General features: G+C 72.7%; 16 protein-coding genes. 10 read left to right on the forward strand and 6 right to left on the reverse strand.

Going from position 1 to position 20,954, the window contains the following annotated elements; translation table 11 throughout:
- Positions 1–34: 34 nt before the first annotated feature.
- Positions 35–1,207, reverse strand: a complete 1,173-nt coding sequence (fahA, locus tag AC27L3_RS13505; protein ID WP_487234275.1) for a fumarylacetoacetase — start codon at positions 1,205–1,207, stop codon at positions 35–37.
- Between the two features lie 243 nt (positions 1,208–1,450).
- Here fahA and AC27L3_RS13510 point away from each other — a divergent pair, with 243 nt between their 5' ends.
- The 9 genes from AC27L3_RS13510 (at position 1,451) to AC27L3_RS13550 (ending at position 13,632) form a co-directional block, all read left to right on the forward strand.
- On the forward strand, positions 1,451–2,710 hold the full coding sequence (locus AC27L3_RS13510) for a carboxylate--amine ligase (protein ID WP_487234276.1): 1,260 nt from the start codon (positions 1,451–1,453) through the stop codon (positions 2,708–2,710).
- Positions 2,711–3,039: 329 nt separating this feature from the next.
- Entirely contained in the window at positions 3,040–4,242 is a 1,203-nt protein-coding gene (locus AC27L3_RS13515) for an FAD-dependent oxidoreductase (protein WP_487234277.1), read from the forward strand.
- 175 nt (positions 4,243–4,417) lie between these two features.
- Positions 4,418–5,428 carry a polyprenyl synthetase family protein gene (locus tag AC27L3_RS13520; RefSeq protein WP_487234278.1) on the forward strand — a complete coding sequence of 337 codons (1,011 nt, stop codon included), beginning with the start codon at positions 4,418–4,420 and terminating at the stop codon, positions 5,426–5,428.
- A gap of 170 nt (positions 5,429–5,598) precedes the next feature.
- Positions 5,599–6,906: a LolA family protein gene (locus AC27L3_RS13525; RefSeq protein ID WP_487234279.1), complete on the forward strand. Its 1,308-nt coding sequence runs from the start codon at positions 5,599–5,601 to the stop codon at positions 6,904–6,906.
- A 20-nt stretch (positions 6,907–6,926) separates the two neighbouring features.
- On the forward strand, positions 6,927–7,889 hold the full coding sequence (locus AC27L3_RS13530) for an ABC transporter ATP-binding protein (protein ID WP_487234280.1): 963 nt from the start codon (positions 6,927–6,929) through the stop codon (positions 7,887–7,889).
- Positions 7,876–8,712, forward strand: coding sequence for an ABC transporter permease (locus AC27L3_RS13535; protein ID WP_487234281.1), 837 nt, complete (start codon positions 7,876–7,878; stop codon positions 8,710–8,712). Before AC27L3_RS13530 ends, AC27L3_RS13535 begins: the two co-directional genes overlap by 14 nt.
- Positions 8,713–9,080: 368 nt before the next feature.
- The gene (locus AC27L3_RS13540; protein ID WP_487234282.1) at positions 9,081–11,054 is read left to right on the forward strand and encodes an APC family permease; all 1,974 of its coding nucleotides are present in this window, start codon (positions 9,081–9,083) and stop codon (positions 11,052–11,054) included.
- 82 nt (positions 11,055–11,136) lie between these two features.
- Positions 11,137–12,147 (forward strand): EamA family transporter RarD, encoded by a 1,011-nt coding sequence (rarD, locus tag AC27L3_RS13545; RefSeq protein WP_487234283.1) that lies wholly within the window; start codon positions 11,137–11,139, stop codon positions 12,145–12,147.
- Between the two features lie 111 nt (positions 12,148–12,258).
- The gene (locus AC27L3_RS13550) at positions 12,259–13,632 is read left to right on the forward strand and encodes a M20/M25/M40 family metallo-hydrolase (protein WP_487234284.1); all 1,374 of its coding nucleotides are present in this window, start codon (positions 12,259–12,261) and stop codon (positions 13,630–13,632) included.
- A gap of 128 nt (positions 13,633–13,760) precedes the next feature.
- Here the strand turns inward: AC27L3_RS13550 and AC27L3_RS13555 are convergent, their stop codons facing one another.
- The 5 genes from AC27L3_RS13555 to AC27L3_RS13575 all read right to left on the reverse strand — a co-directional run bounded on the left by AC27L3_RS13555 (position 13,761) and on the right by AC27L3_RS13575 (position 20,330).
- Positions 13,761–14,813, reverse strand: a complete 1,053-nt coding sequence (locus AC27L3_RS13555) for a 2-oxoacid:ferredoxin oxidoreductase subunit beta (protein WP_487234285.1) — start codon at positions 14,811–14,813, stop codon at positions 13,761–13,763.
- The gene (locus AC27L3_RS13560; RefSeq protein WP_487234286.1) at positions 14,810–16,714 is read right to left on the reverse strand and encodes a 2-oxoacid:acceptor oxidoreductase subunit alpha; all 1,905 of its coding nucleotides are present in this window, start codon (positions 16,712–16,714) and stop codon (positions 14,810–14,812) included. Before AC27L3_RS13560 ends, AC27L3_RS13555 begins: the two co-directional genes overlap by 4 nt.
- Positions 16,715–16,891: 177 nt before the next feature.
- Complete coding sequence (locus AC27L3_RS13565) at positions 16,892–17,551, reverse strand: LuxR C-terminal-related transcriptional regulator (RefSeq protein WP_487234398.1); 660 nt, start codon at positions 17,549–17,551, stop codon at positions 16,892–16,894.
- Positions 17,552–17,667: 116 nt separating this feature from the next.
- Positions 17,668–19,020, reverse strand: coding sequence for a sensor histidine kinase (locus tag AC27L3_RS13570; RefSeq protein WP_487234287.1), 1,353 nt, complete (start codon positions 19,018–19,020; stop codon positions 17,668–17,670).
- A gap of 140 nt (positions 19,021–19,160) precedes the next feature.
- Positions 19,161–20,330: a sensor histidine kinase gene (locus tag AC27L3_RS13575; protein WP_487234288.1), complete on the reverse strand. Its 1,170-nt coding sequence runs from the start codon at positions 20,328–20,330 to the stop codon at positions 19,161–19,163.
- Between the two features lie 186 nt (positions 20,331–20,516).
- Here AC27L3_RS13575 and AC27L3_RS13580 point away from each other — a divergent pair, with 186 nt between their 5' ends.
- Entirely contained in the window at positions 20,517–20,933 is a 417-nt protein-coding gene (locus tag AC27L3_RS13580; protein WP_487234289.1) for an NADH-quinone oxidoreductase subunit A, read from the forward strand.
- Positions 20,934–20,954 lie beyond the last annotated feature (21 nt).

Below are 20,954 nucleotides of genomic sequence, written 5' to 3' on the forward strand. Positions count from 1 at the left end.
TGGACACGACAAACTAGCAGCGCCCGGTTCCGCTTCAGTCCCGCGCCGGAGCGATACGGCCCGTGACCTCGCCCAGGCCCACGCGCGTGCCGTCCGGGCCCGGGGCCCAGGCCGTGATGGTGACGACGTCGCCGTCGGCCAGGTAGGGGCCCTTGCCGGCGGTGAGCTCCAGGAGGCAGCCGAGCTGGTCGGGTTCCGGGCCGCTGACCGTGCCGGAGGCGTAGAAGTCGCCCGTGCGCAGGGAGGCGCCGTTGACGGTCATGTGGGCCAGCTGCTGGGCGGCCGTCCAGTACATGGCGGAGAACGGCGGGCGGGAGACGACCTCGCCGTTGATCGTCACTTCCAGGCGCAGGTCGATGCCGCCGGGCTCGGCGGCGGAGTCGTCGAGGTAGGGCAGCAGCGGGTGGGTGCGCTCCGGCGGCGCCGTGCGGGCGGCGTCGAAGGCGTCGAGGGGGGTGATCCAGGCGGAGACGGAGGTGGCGAAGGACTTGCCGAGGAAGGGGCCCAGCGGCACGTACTCCCAGGCCTGGAGGTCGCGGGCGGACCAGTCGTTGACGAGGCAGACGCCGAAGACGTGGTCGCGGAAGGCGTCGAGGGTGACGGGGGTGTTCTCGGGGGCGGGGGTGCCGACGACGAAGCCGACCTCGGCCTCGATGTCCAGGCGCAGGGAGGGCCCGAAGGTGGGCGCCTCGTCCGCGGGGGCCTTGCGCTGGCCCCGGGGGCGCACGACGTCGGTGCCGGAGACGACGATCGTGCCGGCGCGCCCGTGGTAGCCGATGGGCAGGTGCTTCCAGTTGGGCGTCAGGGGGTCGGCGCCGGGGCGGAAGATGCGGCCGACGTTGGAGGCGTGGTGCTCGCTGGCGTAGAAGTCGACGTAGTCGGCGACCTCGAAGGGGAGGTGGAGGGTCACCTCGTCCAGCGGGTGGAAGTGCTCCCCGTCGAGCCAGGTGCGGATCTCGGCGCGCACCGCCTGCCAGGTGGGCCGTCCGGCGGCCATGAGGGCGTTCAGGGTGGGCTGCGCGAGCAGGGGCGCGTGGGGCGAGCCGTGCGCGGCGGCCGCGGCGGCGGCGTCCAGGACGTATGCGCCGTAGCGCACGCCCACGCGGGGGCGGTCGGGGGCGTCGGAGGTGGTGAAGATGCCGTACGGGAGCGCGGCCGCGCCGAAGGGGTCGCCTTCGGGCAGGTCGCGGGGGCTGTGCTGGGGCATGGGAGGCTGCCTCGCCTTCGTCCTGGACAGTCCAACGGTCACGCCAGATTACGTGCTGTCAGCACACGGGCAAGTGTTCGCCGGGATCACTCGGCGGTTGTTCCGACAGGTGTCCGACCGCTGGCTAAAGGGAGGGCAATGTCCGGTAACTCCTTGTGGGAGTCGTCGATTCCGAAGTAGCGTCCTAAGTCGGGTCACACACAGTGGGGGGCCGCTGAGGCTGGGTGGCCGAGGGGGGTGCTGGTGGCGAGCAGGATCGCGCCCGTGGCGGCGGACCGGTCCGTACCCGGGCTGATTGTCAAGATCGGCGACTATCCCCTGCACCATGGCGGCGTCGGTGCCATCCGCAGCCTGGGCAGGCTGGGCGTGCCGATGTACGCCATCACCGAGGACAGATGGACCCCCGCCGCACTCTCGCGCTACCTGCACCGCTGCTTCGTGTGGCCGACGACGGGCACGGAGCGGCCCGAGGAGCTGGTGGCGGGGCTGCTGCGGATCGGCCGGCGGATCGGCCGGCCCACCGTGCTGGTGCCCACGGACGAGGAGGCGGCGGTGCTCATCGCCGAGCACGCGGACGCCCTCGCCGGCCCGTTCCTCTTCCCGCCCGTCGAGCCCGCCCTGCCGCGCCGGCTGGCCAGCAAGCAGGGCCTGTACGAGCTGTGCACCGAGCACGGGGTGCCGGCCCCCTCGACGCTCTTCCCGGCCTCGTACGAGGAGGTCGAGAAGTACGCCTCGGAGGCGGCCTTCCCCGTCGTGGCCAAGAACCGCGAGGCGTTCGAGCGGCGCCGGCACCCGGCGGTGCACGGCACGACCCGCATCGGCGGCCCGCGCGAGCTGCTGGAGCTGGCCCGCTGCTGGGGACCGGCCCCCGGGGTGATCCTCCAGGAGTACTTGCCGCGCGAGGAGGCCGAGGACTGGATCGTCCACGCCTACTTCGACGCCGATTCCACCCCGCTGGCGATGTTCACCGGCGTGAAGGTGCGCTCCTGGCCGCCGCACGCGGGCATGACGGCCAACGCCTACGTCGTCGACAACCCGGAACTGGCGGCGATGGCCGCACAATTCATCAAGCAGATCGGCTTCTGCGGGATCATCGACCTGGACTGGCGCTTCGACCGCCGCGACGGGCAGTACAAGCTGCTGGACTTCAACCCCCGGATGGGTGCGCAGTTCCGCCTGTTCGAGAACGAGGCGGGCATCGACGTCGTCCGGGCCCTGCACCTGGACCTGACCGGGCGGGCGGTGCCGGAGGCCGAGCAGCTGACCGGCCGCCGGTTCGTCGTGGAGAACATCGACCTGCCCGCCCTCGCCGCCTACCGCCGCAGCGGCTACACCACCCCGCACGCCCCCGCCCGGGCGAGCGGCACGGAGCTGGCGTGGGTGGCGCGCGACGACATGAAGCCGTTCTTCACCATGCTGGCGCGGTTCGTCCGGCCGGGCATGCGGCACCTGTGGCAGCTGTGGCGCTCCCGGCGCCGGGCCGCGGTCGCGGCGGCGGGATGACGGCGGTCACCGCCGCGGGCCCCGCGGGCCCGCGGCCGCCCGCCAGGTCGGCACGACCGGCCGCACGTGCCGCGATATGCGCGGGGGGACGCCCCCGAAGACGCCCCGGGAGCGCCGCCGCCGGCCCCCTCGGCCGCGCCGGTGCCTGACCGCGATCCGGCGGCCCCTGCCGCGCCCTGCCGGCCCGTGCGTCCGCTCGTCCCTCCGTCTGTCCGTTTGCCCGTCCGTCCGCCCGTCCGTCTGCCCGTCCGTCCGTCCGCGCAGACCGTCCTGTCTGCCCGAACCAAGTCCGTCCGACGCGAACCATCGTGTGCCCTGGGAGGGGACCCGTGACACTTCCCGTAGCCGTCATCGGGGCCGGACCGTACGGCCTCTCGACCGCCGCCCACCTCAAAGCCCGGGCCGTGCCCACCCGCGTCTTCGGCGCGCCCATGGTGAGCTGGCGCGAGAACATGCCCGCCGGGATGCTGCTGAAGTCGACCCCCAGCGCCTCCGACATCGACGCCCCGCAGCCCGGCCACACCCTCTTCGACTACTGCCAGGACGTGGGGGAGCGGCGCTTCGAGTCCGACTGGGAGATCATTCCCGTCGAGACCTTCGCCGCCTACGGCATGTGGTTCCAGCAGCGCCTGGTGCCCCAGCTGGAGAAGGAGCGCGTGGTCTCCGTCGACCGCCGCGGATCCGGCGGCTTCGAGATCAAGCTGGACTCCGGCGAGCAGTTCGCCGCCCGTGCCGTGGTCGTCGCCACCGGCCTGACCAACCTCGCCCAGCTGCCGCCCGAGCTGGCCGCCGCCGTGCCGGCCGGCCCGTCCGCGACCGGGCCGATCTCGCACAGCTCCCAGCACCGCGACCTGACGGCCTTCGCCGGCAAGCACGTGGTGGTCGTCGGCGCCGGCCAGTCGGCGCTGGAGAGCGCTGTGCTGCTGGCCGAGGCGGGCGCTGCGTCCGTGCGGGTGCTCGCCCGGCGCCGGGGCGCCGTGCGCTTCGGCGCGGCGCCCGACGGGCAGCCGCTGTTCAAGCCCGACACGCCCTTCGGCCGGGCCTGGTCGCTGTACGCGTTCTCGTACCACGCGGACGGCTTCCGCATGCTGCCCGCGCCCACCCGGCAGTACCTGGTGCGCCGGGTGCTCGGCCCGCTGGGCGCCTGGTGGCTGCGGGAGCGGTTCATCGGCAAGGTGCAGGTCACCGAGGGCAAGCGCGTCGTGCGCGCCCGCGTGGAGGCGGGGCGGCCGGTGCTCACGCTCGGTGGTGACGGGGAGGGCGCGGAGAGCGAGCTGCGCGCCGACCACGTCATCGCCGCCACCGGTTACCGGATGGACGTGGCCGCGCTGGACTTCCTGGGCGCCGGCCTGCGCACGCGGCTCGTGGTGAGCGCGGGCGGGCCCCGGCTGGCCGCCGGCTACCACTCCTCCGTGCCGGGCCTGTTCTTCACCGGCCTGCCGGCCGCCGCCAGCTACGGCCCGGTGATGCGGTTCGTGTGCGGTACGGAGTACGCCTCGCCGCGCCTGGCGAGGGCGGTGGCCGCGCTGTAGTACCGGCGGTAAGCGAGGGGAACGCGAGGGAAGAGGGCAGTCGTCACGCCCCGCTGGGACGACTGCCCACACCCCTACGGGGAGTGATCGACTGTCGACCGGATACGCTGACTTTTGGTGGAGACAGCGACACATCGACAATCCCCGTGTTCGCAGGCAGACAGGAGTACCCCTCGTGACCGTCGTCGAGCCTTTTGGGCTGAACGTGCGGGACCAGGCTCTTGAAGCCGATGTCCAGGCCGGGTTGGCCGCTGTCGAGGAGGGCCTCCTGGAGGCCACCAAGAGCGGGGTGCCCTTCATCACCGAGGCGGCCCAGCACCTGGTCAAGGCAGGCGGCAAGCGGTTCCGTCCGCTGCTGGTGATGCTGGCCGCCCAGTTCGGCGACCCGTACGCCCCCGGCGTGGTGCCCTCGGCCGTCGTCGTCGAGCTCACCCACCTCGCCACGCTCTACCACGACGACGTCATGGACGAGGCCGACGTGCGGCGCGGGGTGCCCAGCGCCAACGCCCGCTGGGGCAACTCCGTGGCCGTCCTCACCGGCGACTTCCTCTTCTCCCGCGCCTCGCGGATACTCGCCGACCTGGGACCGGAGGCCGTGCGCATCCAGGCCGAGGCGTTCGAGCGCCTGGTCACCGGCCAGATCCTGGAGACCGCGGGCCCGCGCGACGGCCGCGACCCCATCGAGCACTACCTCGACGTGCTGGCCGGCAAGACCGGCTCGCTGATCGCCGTCTCCGGCCGCTACGGCGCCATGATGTCCGGCGCCGACGAGCGCGTCGTGGAGATCCTCACCCACTACGGCGAGCGCCTGGGCATCGCCTTCCAGCTCGCCGACGACGTCCTGGACATCGCCAGCGACTCCCACGAGTCCGGCAAGACGCCCGGAACGGACCTGCGCGAGGGCATCGCCACCCTCCCGGTGCTGCACCTGCGCGCCCGCGCTGAGGCCACCGGCGCGCCCGAGGACCTCGAGCTGTGCGAGCTGCTCGCGGGCGACCTCACCGACGACGCCCGGCACGCCGAGGTGCTGCGCCGGCTGCGCGTCCACCCCGCCCTGGAGCAGGCCCGGCGCGACACCGTCCGCTACGCCCAGGAGGCCCGCGCGACGCTGGCGCCGCTGCCCGACTGCGCGGCCAAGGCGGCGCTGGAGGACCTGTGCGACGCGGTGGTGCACCGGGCCGGCTGAGGCATAAGCGGCTCCACCCCCCGGCCGGTGCTCCCTCACGGGTCGTCATACCGCAGGCGTACGACGACCTGATCCCGTCGGCTGACGACTGGACGCGGTCCCTTTGATGCAATTGAAGGGTCTTCCCGAGCGTCTTCCCGAGCGGTCGGTCACACGACGGAGGTAGAGCAATGGCAGGGATCCACCCGGCACCGGGCACCGACGGTACGGACGGGGCCGAGGCGTCCGTCACCGGCGGACGCCGGCGCCGCAAGGCGGTCCGCTACGCAGTGCCGGTCGCAGTGGCCGGTGTCGCCGCCGCCACCATCGGCATCGGCTCCGCGCTCGCCAGCACCGGCGACCCGGACCTGCCGAAGATCAGCGCGCAGGACCTCATAGCCAGGATGGCCGCTTCCGACACCCAGCGCATGTCCGGCACGGTCAAGATCAGCACCGACCTGGGGCTGCCCTCCCTGCCCGGCGGCGGATCCCTGGGCGACCTCGGCGGCAAGAGCGCCGGCGGCAAGGGCGGCGGGGACGCCTCCCCGCAGGCCAAGCTCACCGAGCTGGCCGCCGGCAGCCACACGCTGCGCATCGCCGTCGACGGCCCGGACAAGCAGCGGCTGTCCATCGTGGAGTCCGCCGCCGAGTACAGCGTCGTCCACAACGCCGGCGAGGTCTGGGCGTACGACAGCGCCAGCAACACCGCCTACCACGCCAAGGCCCCGCAGGACGCGAAGAAGTCCGCGCACAAGGCCCCCGCCGACGCCGCCGCGATCTCCCCGCAGGAGCTCGCCAAGAAGGTGCTCGCCGCGGCCGACGACACCACCGCCGTCACCGTCGACGGCACGGCCAAGGTGGCCGGCCGCGACACCTACCAGCTGGCGGTCAAGCCCAAGCAGGGCGACTCCACCGTCGAGGCCGTGCGCATCGCCGTGGACGCGAAGACGGGCGTGCCGCTGAAGTTCACCCTCGCCCCCAAGGGCGGCGGCAAGGCGGTCGTCGACGCGGCCTTCACCAAGGTCGACTTCGGGGCCCCGGCCGCGGGCACCTTCACCTTCACCCCGCCCAAGGGCGCCAAGGTGACCGAGGGCGACGCCAAGGACGCCGCCGGCCGCCACGACAAGGCCCTGCCCGAGCTGCCCGGCATGCCCGCCCTCGGGGGCCCGGAGGGCGCCCAGGACGGCCGGAGCAAGGTGATCGGCAAGGGCTGGGGCTCGATCGTGCGCCTCGACGCCGGCAAGGACGCGGCCACCCACTCCAAGGCCGGCCAGGCCGAGGGCACCCAGTCCAAGGCCGGCCAGTCCAAGGCCGGCGCGAACGACCGGGACGCCCAGGCGCTGCTCGACAGCCTCGGCAGCAGGGTCTCCGGCGACTTCGGCACCGGACGCCTGTTCAGCACCCGCATCGTCAACATCCTGATGACCGACGACGGCAAGGTCTACGCCGGTGCCGTCACCAAGGACGCCCTGATCAAGGCCGCCGACACCACCAAGTGAGCGACAGGGGAGGGACGACCGTGCAGGAGCCGGCCGCCGGCGCCGGCGACCCCGTGATCGAGACCCGCGGGCTCGCCAAGCGCTACCGCGGCGGCCGGCTCGCCGTCGACGGCCTCGACCTCGTCGTGCCGCGCGGCAGCGTCTTCGGCTTCCTCGGGCCCAACGGCTCGGGGAAGACCACCACCATCCGGATGCTCATGGGCCTCATCGAGCCCACCGCCGGCACCGCCCGGGTGCTGGGCGAGGAGATGCCGCGCGCCGTGCGCCGGGTGCTGCCCAAGGTGGGCGCCCTCATCGAGGGCCCCGCCCTGTACGGCTTCCTCTCCGGCCGCGACAACCTCGTACGCCTCGACGCCGCCGACCCGGCCGCCGATCCCCGCACCCGGGCCGCCCGCGTCGGTGCCGCCCTCGACCGCGTCGGCCTCGGCGCGGCCGCGGGCCGCAAGGCCCGCGCGTACTCCCTCGGCATGAAGCAGCGCCTCGGCCTGGCCGCCGCCCTGCTGCAACCCCGCGAGCTCCTCGTCCTCGACGAGCCCACCAACGGCCTCGACCCCCAGGGCATGCGCGAGATCCGCTCCCTGGTGCGCTCCCTGGCGGCCGAGGGCACCACCGTCTTCCTCTCCTCCCACCTCCTCGACGAGATCGAGCAGGTCTGCACCCACGTGGCCGTCATGGCCCGCGGCCGCCTGCTCACCCAGGGCACGGTCGCCGAGCTCGCCGCGTCCGCCCGGGGCCGGCTGGCCGTCACCACCCCCGACACGGCGGAGGCCGTGCGCGTACTGAAGGAGCACGGCGTGCACGACCTCACGGTCACCGACGACCGCGTCACCGGGGAGCCCCCGGCCGGCCTCGCCGAGCCCGCCGACCTCGTCGCCGCCCTCGTCCGCGCCGGCGTGCGCGTGCGGGCCTTCGGCGCCGAGCGGGCCTCGCTGGAGGACGCGTTCGTCGCCCTGACCGGGGAGGGCTTCGATGTCGCGGGCTGACCTCTCGCTGCTGGGCAACGAGGTGGCAACGACCTTCCGGCGGTGGCGCACCCTCGCCCTGCTCGGCGTCCTCGCGGCCGTGCCGGTGCTGGTGGGCGCCGCCGTGAAGATCGAGACCGCGGACGGCGGGAGCGCCGGGCACGGCGGGGGCGGGCCGGCCTTCATCAGCCAGGTCACCAACAACGGCCTCTTCCTCGTCTTCACCTCGCTCGCCGTGACCCTGCCGTTCTTCCTGCCCATGGCCATCGGCGTCGTCGCCGGTGACGCGGTGGCCGGCGAGGCCGGCCCGGGCACGCTGCGGTACCTGCTGGTCGCCCCCGCCGGGCGCACCCGGCTGCTGCTGGTGAAGTTCGCGACGACCGTCCTGTTCTGCTGCGCCGCGACCCTCGTCGTCGCGCTCTCCGCGCTGGCGGTGGGGGCCGTGCTCTTCCCGCTGGGGGAGGTCACGCTGATCAGCGGCACCACCGTGTCGTTCGGGGAGGGGCTGCTGCGGGCCCTGGCGATCGCGGGCGTGGTGGCGCTGTCCCTGGTGGGGCTCGCGGCGCTGGGTCTGTTCGTCTCCACACTGACCGACAGCGGCATCGCGGCGATGGCCACGACGGTGGGCCTGCTGATCACCGTCCAGATCCTCGACCAGTTCCCGCAGGTGGGCGCGGTGCGGTCGTATCTCTTCCCGCACTACTGGCTGAGCTTCGCGGACCTGCTGCGGCAGCCGGTGTACTGGGACGAGGTGCTGCGCAACGTGGGGCTGCAGGGGCTGTACGCGGCGGTCTTCGGCTCGGCGGCGTGGGCGCGGTTCACGTCCCGTGACGTGACGGCGTAGACCGTGTCCGGTGGCTTCCTTGTCGCGGGGCACCACGGCGCCCCGAAAGGGGCGCGGGGCGTTGTCGATGTGCGGCTGCCGCCGCGTGGGCGCGATCGGCCGGCGACCGCCCGCAGCTGACACACCACCCCGGTGTCCGGGCGATCTGCGGGCGCGTCGTGGCTTGTCGCGCAGTTCCCCGCGCCCCTACGGGGCGCCGTGGCGGCGCGTGACGAAGAAGCCGCCGGGCAGGCCCCAGCGGAGCGGGGGCTCCGCCCCCCGACCCCGTACCGCGCTCCGCGCGTGCGCGCGGCCGCGTGGTCGGCGGGGAGGGGAAAAGCCCCCGACCGGCGGGGCTGATCCGGGGTCGGGCCGGGCACCCGTCTTCTATGGCCATGCCCGTCCGCGACCGTCCCGCGTACCGGATCAAGCGGTTCCTGCTCGGTCCGCCGCTCGTCACCGGGCGGTTGGCCCGGGAGAAGCTGTCCAACCCGCTGGCGCTCGGCGTTCTCGCCTCCGACTGCATGTCGTCGACCGCGTACGGTACCGAGGAGATGCTGCGCATCCTCGTGCCGGTCGCCGGGACGGCCGCCTTCACGCTCATCCTGCCCGTCACGGGCGCGATCCTGTTCGTCCTGCTGCTGCTCACCCTCTCCTACCGCGACGTCGTCTCCGTCTACACCCGTGCCGGCGGCTCCTACGTCGTCGCCCGCGAGAACTTCGGGCCGCGCATCGCGCAGATCGCCGCGGTCGCGCTGCTGGTCGACTACATCGTCACCGTCGCCGTGCAGACGGCCGCCGGCACCGACGCGCTGGTCTCGCTCGCGCACCTGACCGGCGACGGCTACACCGGCATCGACCACCTCAAGCTGCCGATCACCGTGGGCATCGTGGTGCTGCTCATGTACGGCAACCTGCGCGGCCTGCGCGAGGCCGGGCGGACCTTCGCTGCGCCCGCGTACCTGTTCATGCTCGCCATCGCCCTGGTGCTGTGCGTCGGCCTGGTGCGGGCCGTGGCCGGCAGCGGCCTGCCGCACGCGGACGTGCACGCGGCCGGGGCCGTGCCGCTGGGCACGGGCAACGGCTGGCTGTACGGCGCGACGCTGTTCATGGTGCTGCGCGCCTTCGCCAACGGCGGTTCGTCGCTGACGGGCCTGGAAGCGATCTCCAACAGCGTCTCCGCCTTCCGCCACCCCGAGGGCGTCAACGCCCGCCGCACGCTCACCACGATGAGCTGCATCCTGGGCGCGATGGTCTTCGGCGTCTCGCTGCTGGCCCACTACACGCACGCCATCCCCTACGAGGACGGCAACCCCACCGTGCTGGCCCAGGAGGCCCACCTGGTCTTCGGCGACGGCTGGGCGGGCACGGCGGGGCTGGTGTTCGTGCAGCTGGCCACCGCCCTGATCCTCTACACCGGCGCCAACACGCCGTTCACCGGCTTTCCCTTCCTCGCCAGCTTCGTCGCCGAGGACCGCTTCCTGCCCCGGCAGCTGACCCGCCGCGGCCACCGGCTGGCCTTCTCCAACGGCATCATCTGCCTGACCGTCGTCTCGCTGGCGCTGCTGCTGGTGACGGGCGCGAACGTCGACAAGCTGGTGGCGCTGTACGCCATCGGCGTCTTCACCGGCTTCACGATGGCCGCTGCCGGCATGACGGCCCACCACTGGCGGCGGCGCAGGGGCCCCGCGCACTGGAAGACGGCGGCGAACCTGCTGGCCGCCGTCGTCTCGGCGGCGGTCGTGATCATCTTCGCGGTCACGAAGTTCACCGAGGGCGCCTGGCTGGTGGTCGTGGTCTTCCCGCTGGGCGTGTGGGCGCTGATCCGCATCAACCGCCAGTACCGGCAGGAAGCCGCGGCGCTGGAGAACGTCCCGGCCTTCGCCACCGACCGCCCCCACTGGCGGCGCCACGTCGTGCACGTCCTCGTCGACAACCTCGACCTGGCCACGCTCAAGGCGCTGCGCTACGCCCACGAGCTGCACCCCGACGAGGTGCGGGCCGTGCACTTCGTCATCGACGCGGAACGGGCGCGCCGGCTGACCGAGCGCTGGGACCGCTCCAGCGGCACCACCGTCCCCCTGGAGCTCGTCGACTGCCCCGACCGCCGGCTGCGGCACGCGGTCGCCGACCACGCGGCCCGGACGACGGCGGAGGCCACGACGGCCCTGACGCTGCTGGTGCCCCGGCGCACGTACTCCACCCCGCTGGGCCGGCTGCTGCACCGGGGTACGGCGGAGGAGCTCGCCCGCGTCCTGGAGCAGCTGCCCAACGTGGCCGTGACGATCCTGCCGTTCGACGTGACGCGGGCCATCGAGCAGCAGCACGCCCGCGCCGGGCAGGGCGGGACGGCAGGATCATGACCGTCATGCGATACGCGCATGCACACGATGCGCCGGGCGGATTACCGTCGCATGGTTGCCGTCGCCGAGAACGGGGGTCGCCATGCCGTCCTCACCATCCGCCCCGCCCCCGCCGCAGCGCAGCGAGAGCCGCACCGGTCTGCTGTGCGGCGTCGCCGCATACGGCATCTGGGGGCTCTTCCCGCTGTACTGGCCCCTGCTCGAACCCGCGGGGGCGGTCGAGATCCTCGCCCACCGCATGGTGTGGTCCCTGGTCACCGTCGCCGTCGTGCTCGCCGTCACCCGCCGGTGGCAGTGGATACGCCCGCTGCTGCGGCAGCCCAAACGCCTGGCCGTGGCGGCACTCGGCGCGGCCGTGATCTCGGTCAACTGGGGGGTGTACATCTGGGCCGTGAACTCCGGGCACGTCGTCGAGACGTCGCTAGGCTACTTCGTCAATCCGCTCGCCACCATCGCCCTCGGCGTCCTCGTGCTGCGCGAGCGGCTGCGCAGGGCGCAGTGGGTGGCCGTCGGGGCCGGTGCGGTGGCGGTCACGGTGCTGAGCGCCGGGTACGGCAAGCCGCCGTGGATCGCCCTGACGATCGCGGCGACCTTCAGCACGTACAGCCTGGTGAAGAAGAAGGTGGGCCTGGGCGGGCTGGAGTCGATGGCCGTGGAGACGGCCGTGCAGTTCCTGCCGGCGCTCGGTGTGCTGCTGTTCCTGGGGGGCCGGGGGCACTCGACGTTCACCTCCGAGGGCGCCGGGCACGCGCTGCTGCTGATGGGCACCGGCGTGATCACCGCGGTGCCGCTGGTCTCCTTCGGCGCGGCGGCGGTGCGGCTGCCGCTGTCGGTGATCGGCATGCTGCAGTACCTCGCGCCGGTCTTCCAGTTCGGGCTCGGGCTGGTGGTCTTCCACGAGGCGATGCCGCCCGAGCGGTGGGCGGGCTTCGCGCTGGTGTGGGTGGCGCTGGCGGTGCTCACGTGGGACGCGCTGCGTACGGCCCGTCACGCTCGGGTGCAGGTGCAAACGGCCCGGCGTCGGGCGGCCGTTGGTAACACAGAAAAAACAATTGCCCCTCAGGACACGGAAACCACAGCTCAGCGGGGGTGAACGGGCGCCCGGTATCCGGAAACCGGTGATCGGTGTCCTGAACCCGCTCTTGACGCTGCGTCAGGTGCACCTCAGCATCATGGCCACGTCAAACAGAGTTGGGAGCCCCCCATGTCTCTCCACGGACCAACCCTGCGAACGGCACCGCGAAGATCACGCGGTGCCGTTCTCCTCGCCGCCGGCGCGGCCGCAACCGCCGCCCTGCTCGGCGCCTCCTCCGTCCCGGCGGTCGCGGCACCCACCACCGCGACCGCCGGGCGGAACGGGACGGCGGCCCCCGCGGTCCCCGACATATCCGTCGCCAACGTCAAGGCGCACCTGAACCAGCTGCAGTCCATAGCCGCCGCCAACGGCGGCAACCGCGCCCACGGGCGCAGCGGCTACAAGGCGTCCCTCGACTACGTCAAGGGCAAGCTGGACGCGGCCGGCTTCACCACCAGCGTCCAGCAGTTCACCTCCAACGGCGCCACCGGCTACAACCTCGTCGCCGACTGGCCCGGCGGCGACCCCAACCACGTGATCTTCGCCGGCGCCCACCTCGACTCCGTCAGCCGAGGACCCGGCATCAACGACAACGGCTCCGGCACCGCCGGCATCCTCGAAGTCGCCCTGACCGTCGCCAAGCAGGGCTACAAGCCCGACAAGCACCTGCGCTTCGCCTGGTGGGGAGCCGAGGAGCTGGGCCTGGTCGGCTCGCAGAACTACGTACGCCAGCTCCCCGCCGCCGAACGCGGCAGGATCGACGCGTACCTGAACTTCGACATGATCGGCTCGCCCAACCCCGGCTACTTCGTCTACGACGACGACCCGCAGCTCGAAGGCGTCTTCAAGGACTTCTTCGCCACCCGCAACATCCCCACCGAGATCGAGACCGAGGGCGACGGCCGCTCCGACCACGCCCCCTTCAAGAACGCCGGCGTGCGGGTCGGCGGCCTCTTCAGCGGCGCCGACTACACCAAGACCGCCGACCAGGCCCGCAAGTGGGGCGGCACCACCGGCCAGGCGTTCGACCGCTGCTACCACCAGTCGTGCGACACCATCGCGAACATCAACGACACCGCCCTCGACAACAACAGCGACGCCATCGCCTACGGGCTGTGGACCCTGAGCGGCGGCTCCACGACGCCGCCGAGCGGCGGCAAGGTCTTCGAGAGCACGACGACCGTCGACATCCCCGACGCGGGAGCGGCGGTGGACTCCCCGCTCACCGTCTCCGGCCTGACCGGCAACGCGCCCTCCGCCCTCAAGGTCGGCGTCGACATCAAGCACAGCTACCGCGGTGACCTGGTGATCGACCTGGTCGGACCGAGCGGGCGCACGTACCGGCTGAAGTCCTCCAGCGCGAACGACTCGGCGGCGGACGTCGTGGCGACGTACACGGTCGACGCCTCGTCGGAGACGGCGAACGGCGTCTGGAAGCTGCGCGTCCAGGACGTGGCGGCACAGGACGACGGCTACGTGGCGGGCTGGAAGCTCACGTTCTGACACGGCCCTTGCAAGCACACGCCGGCCGGGCCGACTCGCGTCGGCCCGGCCGGCGGGGGTTCCAGGGGGCGGAGCCCCCAGGGAAACGGTGAAAGGGCGGGGTCGGGGCCCGGCCCGCCGCAGGCGCCCTACCCCACCACCGTCCACGTGTCGTTGCCGGACAGCAGGCCCGCCAGGTCGCCCTTGCCGCGCTGCTCCACCGCGGCCTCCAGCTGCTGGGCCATCTGCGCCTCGTACACGGGGCGTTCGACACTGCGGAAGACGCCCACCGGCGTACGGTGGAGCGTGTCCGGGTCGGCCAGGCGGGAGAGGGCGAAGGCCGTCGTCGGGGACGCCGCGTGCGCATCGTGGACGAGGACGGACGCCTCGTTCTCCGGCGTGACGTCCACGACCTTCAGGTCGCCCGTGGCGTGGTCGCGCACGACGCCCTTGCCGCCGTCCGCGCCGAAGCGGATGGGGGCGCCGTGCTCCAGGCGGATGACGGCCTCCTGGGCCTGCTCCTTGTCCTTCAGGGCCTCGAACGCACCGTCGTTGAAGATGTTGCAGTTCTGGTAGATCTCCACGAGCGCGGTGCCGGGGTGGGCGGCCGCCTGCCGCAGCACCTCGGTGAGGTGCTTGCGGTCGGAGTCGATGGTGCGGGCCACGAAGGAGGCCTCGGCGCCCAGCGCGAGGGAGACGGGGTTGAAGGGGGCGTCCAGCGATCCCATCGGCGTGGACTTGGTGATCTTGCCGACCTCGGAGGTCGGCGAGTACTGCCCCTTGGTCAGCCCGTAGATCCGGTTGTTGAACAGCAGGATCTTGAGGTTGACGTTGCGGCGCAGGGCGTGGATGAGGTGGTTGCCACCGATCGACAGCGCGTCGCCGTCGCCGGTGACGACCCACACCGACAGATCCCGCCGCGAGGCGGCCAGGCCGGTGGCGATGGCCGGGGCACGCCCGTGGATGGAGTGCATCCCGTAGGTGTTCATGTAGTACGGGAAGCGGGAGGAGCAGCCGATGCCGGAGATGAAGACGATGTTCTCCTTCGCCAGGCCGAGGTCGGGCAGGAAGCCCTGGACGGCGGCGAGGATGGCGTAGTCGCCGCAGCCGGGGCACCAGCGCACTTCCTGGTCGGACTTGAAGTCCTTCATGGATTGCGCGGCGTCGGCCTTGGGGACCAGGGAGAGTGCCTCGATGGTCATCGGATGGCCTCCTTGAACACGGTGGCGAGCTGCTCGGCCTTGAACGGCATGCCGCTGACCTGGGTGTGGGAGCGGACGTCGACGAGGTATTTCGCCCGCAGCAGGGTGGCGAGCTGGCCGAGGTTCATCTCCGGCACGATCACGGTGTCGTAAGCGCGCAGGATCTCGCCCAGGTTCGCGGGGAAGGGGTTGAGGTGGCGCAGGTGCACCTGGGCGAGGTGCTGCCCGCCGCCGCGTACGCGGCGGACCGCGGCGGTGATCGGTCCGTACGTCGAGCCCCAGCCGAGCACCAGGGTGCGGGCCAGGCCCGAGGGGTCGTCGACCTCGATGTCGGGCACGGTGATGCCGTCGGTCTTGGCCTGGCGGGTGCGGACCATCAGGTCGTGGTTGGCCGGGTCGTAGGAGATGTTGCCGGTGCCGTCCTGCTTCTCGATGCCACCGATGCGGTGCTCCAGCCCGGGTGTGCCGGGCACGGCCCACGGCCGGGCCAGGGTCTGCGGGTCGCGCTTGTACGGCCAGAAGACCTCGGTGCCGTCGGCGAGGGTGTGGTTCGGGCCGGTGGCGAACTGCACGCGCAGGTCGGGCAGTTCGTCGAGCTCGGGGATCCGCCACGGCTCGGAGCCGTTGGCGAGGTAGCCGTCGGAGAGCAGGAAGACGGGGGTGCGGTAGGTCAGGGCGATGCGGGCCGCGTCCAGCGTCGCGTCGAAGCAGTCCGCGGGCGTCCTGGGGGCGACGACCGGCACGGGGGCCTCGCCGTTGCGCCCGTACATCGCCTGCAGCAGGTCGGCCTGCTCGGTCTTGGTGGGCAGGCCGGTCGACGGGCCGCCGCGCTGGATGTCGACGATCAGCAGCGGCAGCTCCAGCGACACCGCGAGACCGATCGTCTCCGACTTCAGCGCCACGCCCGGGCCCGAGGTGGTGGTCACCGCCAGGGAGCCGCCGAAGGCCGCGCCGAGCGCGGCGCCGATGCCGGCGATCTCGTCCTCGGCCTGGAAGGTGCGCACGCCGAAGTTCTTGTGCTTCGACAGCTCGTGCAGGATGTCGGAGGCCGGCGTGATCGGGTACGAGCCGAGGAACAGCGGCAGGTCCGCCTGCTGCGCGGCGGCGATCAGGCCGTACGCCAGGGCGAGGTTGCCGGAGATGTTGCGGTAGGTGCCCGGCGGGAACGCGGAGGTGGCGGGGGCCACCTCGTAGGAGACGGCGAAGTCCTCCGTGGTCTCGCCGAAGTTCCAGCCCGCCCGGAACGCCGCCACGTTCGCCTCGGCGATCTGCGGCTTCTTCGCGAACTTCTTGCGCAGGAACGCCTCGGTCGTCTCCGTCGGCCGGTGGTACATCCACGACAGCAGGCCCAGCGCGAACATGTTCTTGCTGCGCTCGGCCTCCTTGCGGGAGAGCCCGAACTCCTTGAGCGCCTCGATCGTCAGCGTCGTCAGCGGCACCTTGTGCAGGTGGTAGGCGTCCAGCGAGCCGTCCTCGAGCGGGTTGCTGTCGTATCCCACCTTCGCCATCGGGCGCTTGGCGAACTCGTCGGTGTTGACGATGATCTGCGCGCCCCGCGGCAGATCGCCCACGTTCGCCTTCAGGGCCGCCGGGTTCATCGCCACCAGGACGTCCGGCGCGTCACCGGGGGTGAGGATGTCGTGGTCGGCGAAGTGGAGCTGGAAGGACGACACTCCCGGCAGCGTTCCGGCAGGAGCACGGATCTCGGCGGGGAAGTTCGGCAGCGTCGACAAGTCGTTGCCGAACGATGCCGTCTCCGACGTGAACCGGTCTCCCGTCAGCTGCATGCCATCACCGGAGTCACCCGCGAAGCGGATGATGACCCGGTCCAACCGACGGATCTCCTTGGCGGCGGGCGCGCCGCCGGCCTGCTCGGCCGGGCTGCTGACCTCGCTGGTCACTGCTTCGGACCTCCCTTGTGGCGGAGCCGGGCCACATGGTGGCGCGTCCGGCCTTCCCCCGCCATCCTACGGTGGCAAGGTCGGCCTTCCTTGGATGGATCAACGAATCAACAGCGGAGGGCACAGCTCCGCCGGGCGGGACCGCTCGTCGGACAGGCCCGGGCCGCCGCCCGCCGGTCACGAGCGCAGGTACGTCAGCACCGCCAGCACCCGGCGGTGGTCACCCTCGCTCGGCGCGAGCCCCAGCTTGAGGAAGATGTTGCTGATGTGCTTCTCCACCGCGCCGTCGCTGACCACCAGCTGCTTGGCGATGGCCGAATTCGTGCGGCCCTCGGCCATCAGGCCCAGCACCTCCCGCTCCCGCGGGGTGAGCCCCGCCAGGACGTCCTGCTTGCGGCTGCGGCCCAGCAGCTGGGCGACGACCTCCGGGTCCAGCGCGGTGCCCCCGCCGGCCACCCGCACCACCGCATCCACGAACTCGCGCACGTCGGCGACCCGGTCCTTCAGCAGATAGCCCACGCCACGGCTGCTGCCGGCCAGCAGCTCCGTGGCGTACTGCTCCTCGACGTACTGCGAGAGCACCAGCACGCCCAGCTGCGGATGGTCGCCGCGCAGCCGCACCGCCGCGCGCACGCCCTCGTCGGTGTGGGTCGGGGGCATCCGCACGTCGGCGACCACGACGTCCGGCAGCGCGCCCTCGGCGGCCAGTTCGGCGACCGTCTTGAGCAGGGCCTCCGCGTCGCCCACGCCGGCCACGACCTCGTGACCGCGATCGGTCAGCAGCCGGGTCAGGCCCTCCCGCAGCAGCACCGAGTCCTCGGCGATGACCACCCGCACCCGCTGCACCGCGTCCTGCACGATCCGACCTCCGGTCACCCTGGCGACGCCACCCCCCGTGGGCAGCCCTGCCGACTGCCCACCAGCATCGCAGCATCCCGGGTGACGGAGCGGCGTCAGCGGCTGCGCCAGGGGAGTTCGGCGGTGACGGTGGTGGGTCCGCCGGCGGGGGAGTCGACGGTGAGGGCGCCGTCGACGGAGCCCAGGCGTTCGGCGAGGCCGGCGAGCCCGGAGCCGTGGGCGGTCGTGGCGCCGCCGCGGCCGTCGTCGGTGACGCGCAGGTGGAGGCGGTTGCCCTTCTTCCACACGCGGATCTCGGCTTTGGTGGCGTGGCTGTGCTTGCTGATGTTCTGCAGGAGTTCGGAGACGGTGAAGTAGGCGATGCCCTCGATGGCGGGTGCGGGGCGGTCGGGGAGGTCGGCGGTGACGGTGACGGGGACCGTGCAGCGGGCGGCGACGGAGGACAGGGCCGGGCCGAGGCCGCGGTCGGTGAGGATCGCGGGGTGGATGCCGCGGGCCAGGTCGCGCAGCTCCTGCAGGGCGAGCTTCACCTCGCCGTGCGCCTCGTCCACCAGACGGGCGGCGGCCTGCGGATCGGAGTGCGCCTTGTCCTTCGCCATCCCCAGGTCCATGGCGAGGGCGGCCAGGCGGGCCTGGGCGCCGTCGTGCAGGTCGCGCTCGATGCGGCGCAGATCGGCGGCGGCGGTGTCCACGGCCACGCCGCGGTCCTCCTCCAGTTCCGACACGCGCGCGGCCAGCACCGACGGGCCCAGCAGCCCCGACACCAGCAGCCGGTTGACCGTCGTCAGGCCGTGCAGCAGCCCCGGCGTCGCCAGCACCAGCAGCAGGCCGAGGAGGCAGGTCGCGCCGACCTCGAGCGGGCTGTCCACGTAGTACGCGTGGCCGTCCGAGTCGCCGTACAGCTGGATGCCGGGATGGCCGAGGTAGGTCTTCGGCACCCACAGCCACGCCGGGTACAGGAACAGCATCCAGCCGATCACGGTGACGACGAGCGCCACGACGAAGGAGAAGATCGCCCACGGCAGGCACAGCACCGTGTAGAGCAGGTGCCGCCAGGACGCCCCGCTCCGCAGCAGCGCGCCCACCCAGGTCATCAGCTCGCCGCGGGCCTTGCGCCCGGCGCGGGCCGGCCGCGGGCGTACGGGCTCCGGGTCGCCGACCCGCAGGTCCAGCAGCGCCCGGGCCCGCGCCCGCTCCAGCGCGCCCAGCCCGCGCGCCCCCGCCAGGGTGGCCGCCAGCAGCGGCACGCCGAGGAAGGTCACCAGCAGGCCCACGCTGAGGCTGGTCATGACCGTCCCGTACGCGAAGGTGAGCACCGCGATCGGCAGGCCGAGCATCAGGTACAGGAACTCGCGCCAGGTGCGGCCCGCCAGCGGGGCGCGCAGCGCGGCCGGCACCCGTGACCGCCGGGGCGCCGCCGGCGCGGTGTGTCCGTGGGGGAGGGCCATCTCGTCGTCCGTTCTCCTGGAGTGGCGCGCCGGGTCGGGCGCGGTCGTCGTCGTCCCTTCCAGGCTCCCGGGCGGGAGCCGCCCGGGCCATGAGGGGAGCGGGCGTCCCGGGGGTGGGGGAAACCCCACCCCCGGCGGCGTCAACGGCTGCGCCAGGGGAGTTCGGCGGTGACGGTGGTGGGTCCGCCTGCAGGGGAGTCGACGGTGAGGGCGCCGTCGACGGAGCCCAGGCGTTCGGCGAGCCCGGCCAGGCCGCTGCCGTGCGCGGAGGAGGCGCCGCCGCGGCCGTCGTCGCTGACGCGCAGGTGGAGACGGTCGCCCTTCTTCCACACGCGGATCTCGGCCTTGGAGGCGTGGCTGTGCTTGCTGATGTTCTGCAGGAGTTCGGAGACGGTGAAGTAGGCGATGCCCTCGATGGCGGGTGCCGGCCGGTCCCGCAGGTCGGCGGTGACAGTGACGGGGACCGTGCAGCGGGCGGCGACGGAGGACAGCGCCGGGCCGAGACCGCGGTCGGTGAGGATCGCCGGATGGATCCCGCGGGCCAGGTCGCGCAGCTCCTGCAGGGCCAGCTTCACCTCGCCGTGCGCCTCGTCCACCATGCGGGCCGCCGCGTCCGGGTCCTCCAGCACCTTCTCCTTCGCCAGGCCCAGCCCCATCGCCAGGGCGACCAGCCGCGCCTGGGCGCCGTCGTGCAGATCGCGCTCGATGCGGCGCAGGTCGGCGGCGGCGGTGTCCACGACGACGCCGCGGTCCTCCTCCAGCTCCGCGATCCGCCGCTCCAGCTCGCCGGAGGGCGACAGCAGCCCGCGCACCATCGCCCGGTCCACGTTCGACAGCCCCCGCGTGATCCAGCCCAGCAGCGGCCACGCCACCAGGAGGGAGACCAGCGTGACGGCGAACGTGAGAACGCCCCATGGCAATCTGATGAACGCGTACAGCGTGCTGCGCCACCCCACCGGGTCCCGCAGCGATCTCCACATGCGGGCGAGCACCCCCTGGGCGCCCAGCCGCTGCAGCCGGCTCGGCTCGTTGACGCGCACGCCCAGCAGGGCGCGCGCCCGCCTGCGCTCGATGCGCCCGAGCACCCGCGCGCCCGTCAGGCCGGCGGCCAGCAGCGGCAGGCCCACCACGGTCACCGACAGGGCCACGCCGGCATAGAGCCACAAGGAGATGTAGAGGAAGCCGCCGATGCCCTCCGCGAGGTTCAGCAGCAAGTGGACGACCTCCTTCCATGTGGTGGCGGAGAAGGCCGGGCGAACGGGCGGAAGCGCCTCGTCGCCGCTGAGGTCCGAGGTGGTGCGGGCGGTCATGACGCAAGCCTGCCCGGGCCCCGCCCCCCACCGCCATGGGGGTCGTGGGGGAGCTCCGGTGGGGATAACCCCACCCCCCGCCCCGCCCGCCCCACGGACCGCGGCGGCCCACCCGGCCCCGGGCAGGGCCTAGACTCGCGTGCGTACAGATCGTCGAACAAACAGGACAGGGAGCGAGGGGCGGACGTGCCGAAGGCGACCGTGCGCACCAGCGGCGCCGAGGTCCGGCTCGCGGCGGACTACTTCCACGGCTACGCCGTGGTCGGGCTGCTCGCGGCGATCGGCGTGCTCTTCGTCGTCGTCGCGTTCACCGCGGGCCGGCTGCTGCGGCCGGTGGTACCGACGCCGGAGAAACTGCTGACGTACGAGTGCGGCGTCGACCCGGTCGGCGAGGGCTGGGCGCACACGCAGGTGCGCTACTACGTCTACGCCTTCCTGTACGTGATCTTCGCGGTGGACTCGATCTTCCTGTTCCCCTGGGCGACGGTGTTCGCCGCACCGGGCTTCGGCGGAGCGACGCTGGTGGAGATGTTCGTCTTCCTCGGCTTCCTCGCCGTGGGCCTGTTGTACGCATGGAAGAAGGGCGTCCTGGAATGGACGTGACACGCAGGAGCCTCGGGCCGC

The organism is Streptomyces sp. PKA51, from assembly GCF_057552455.1.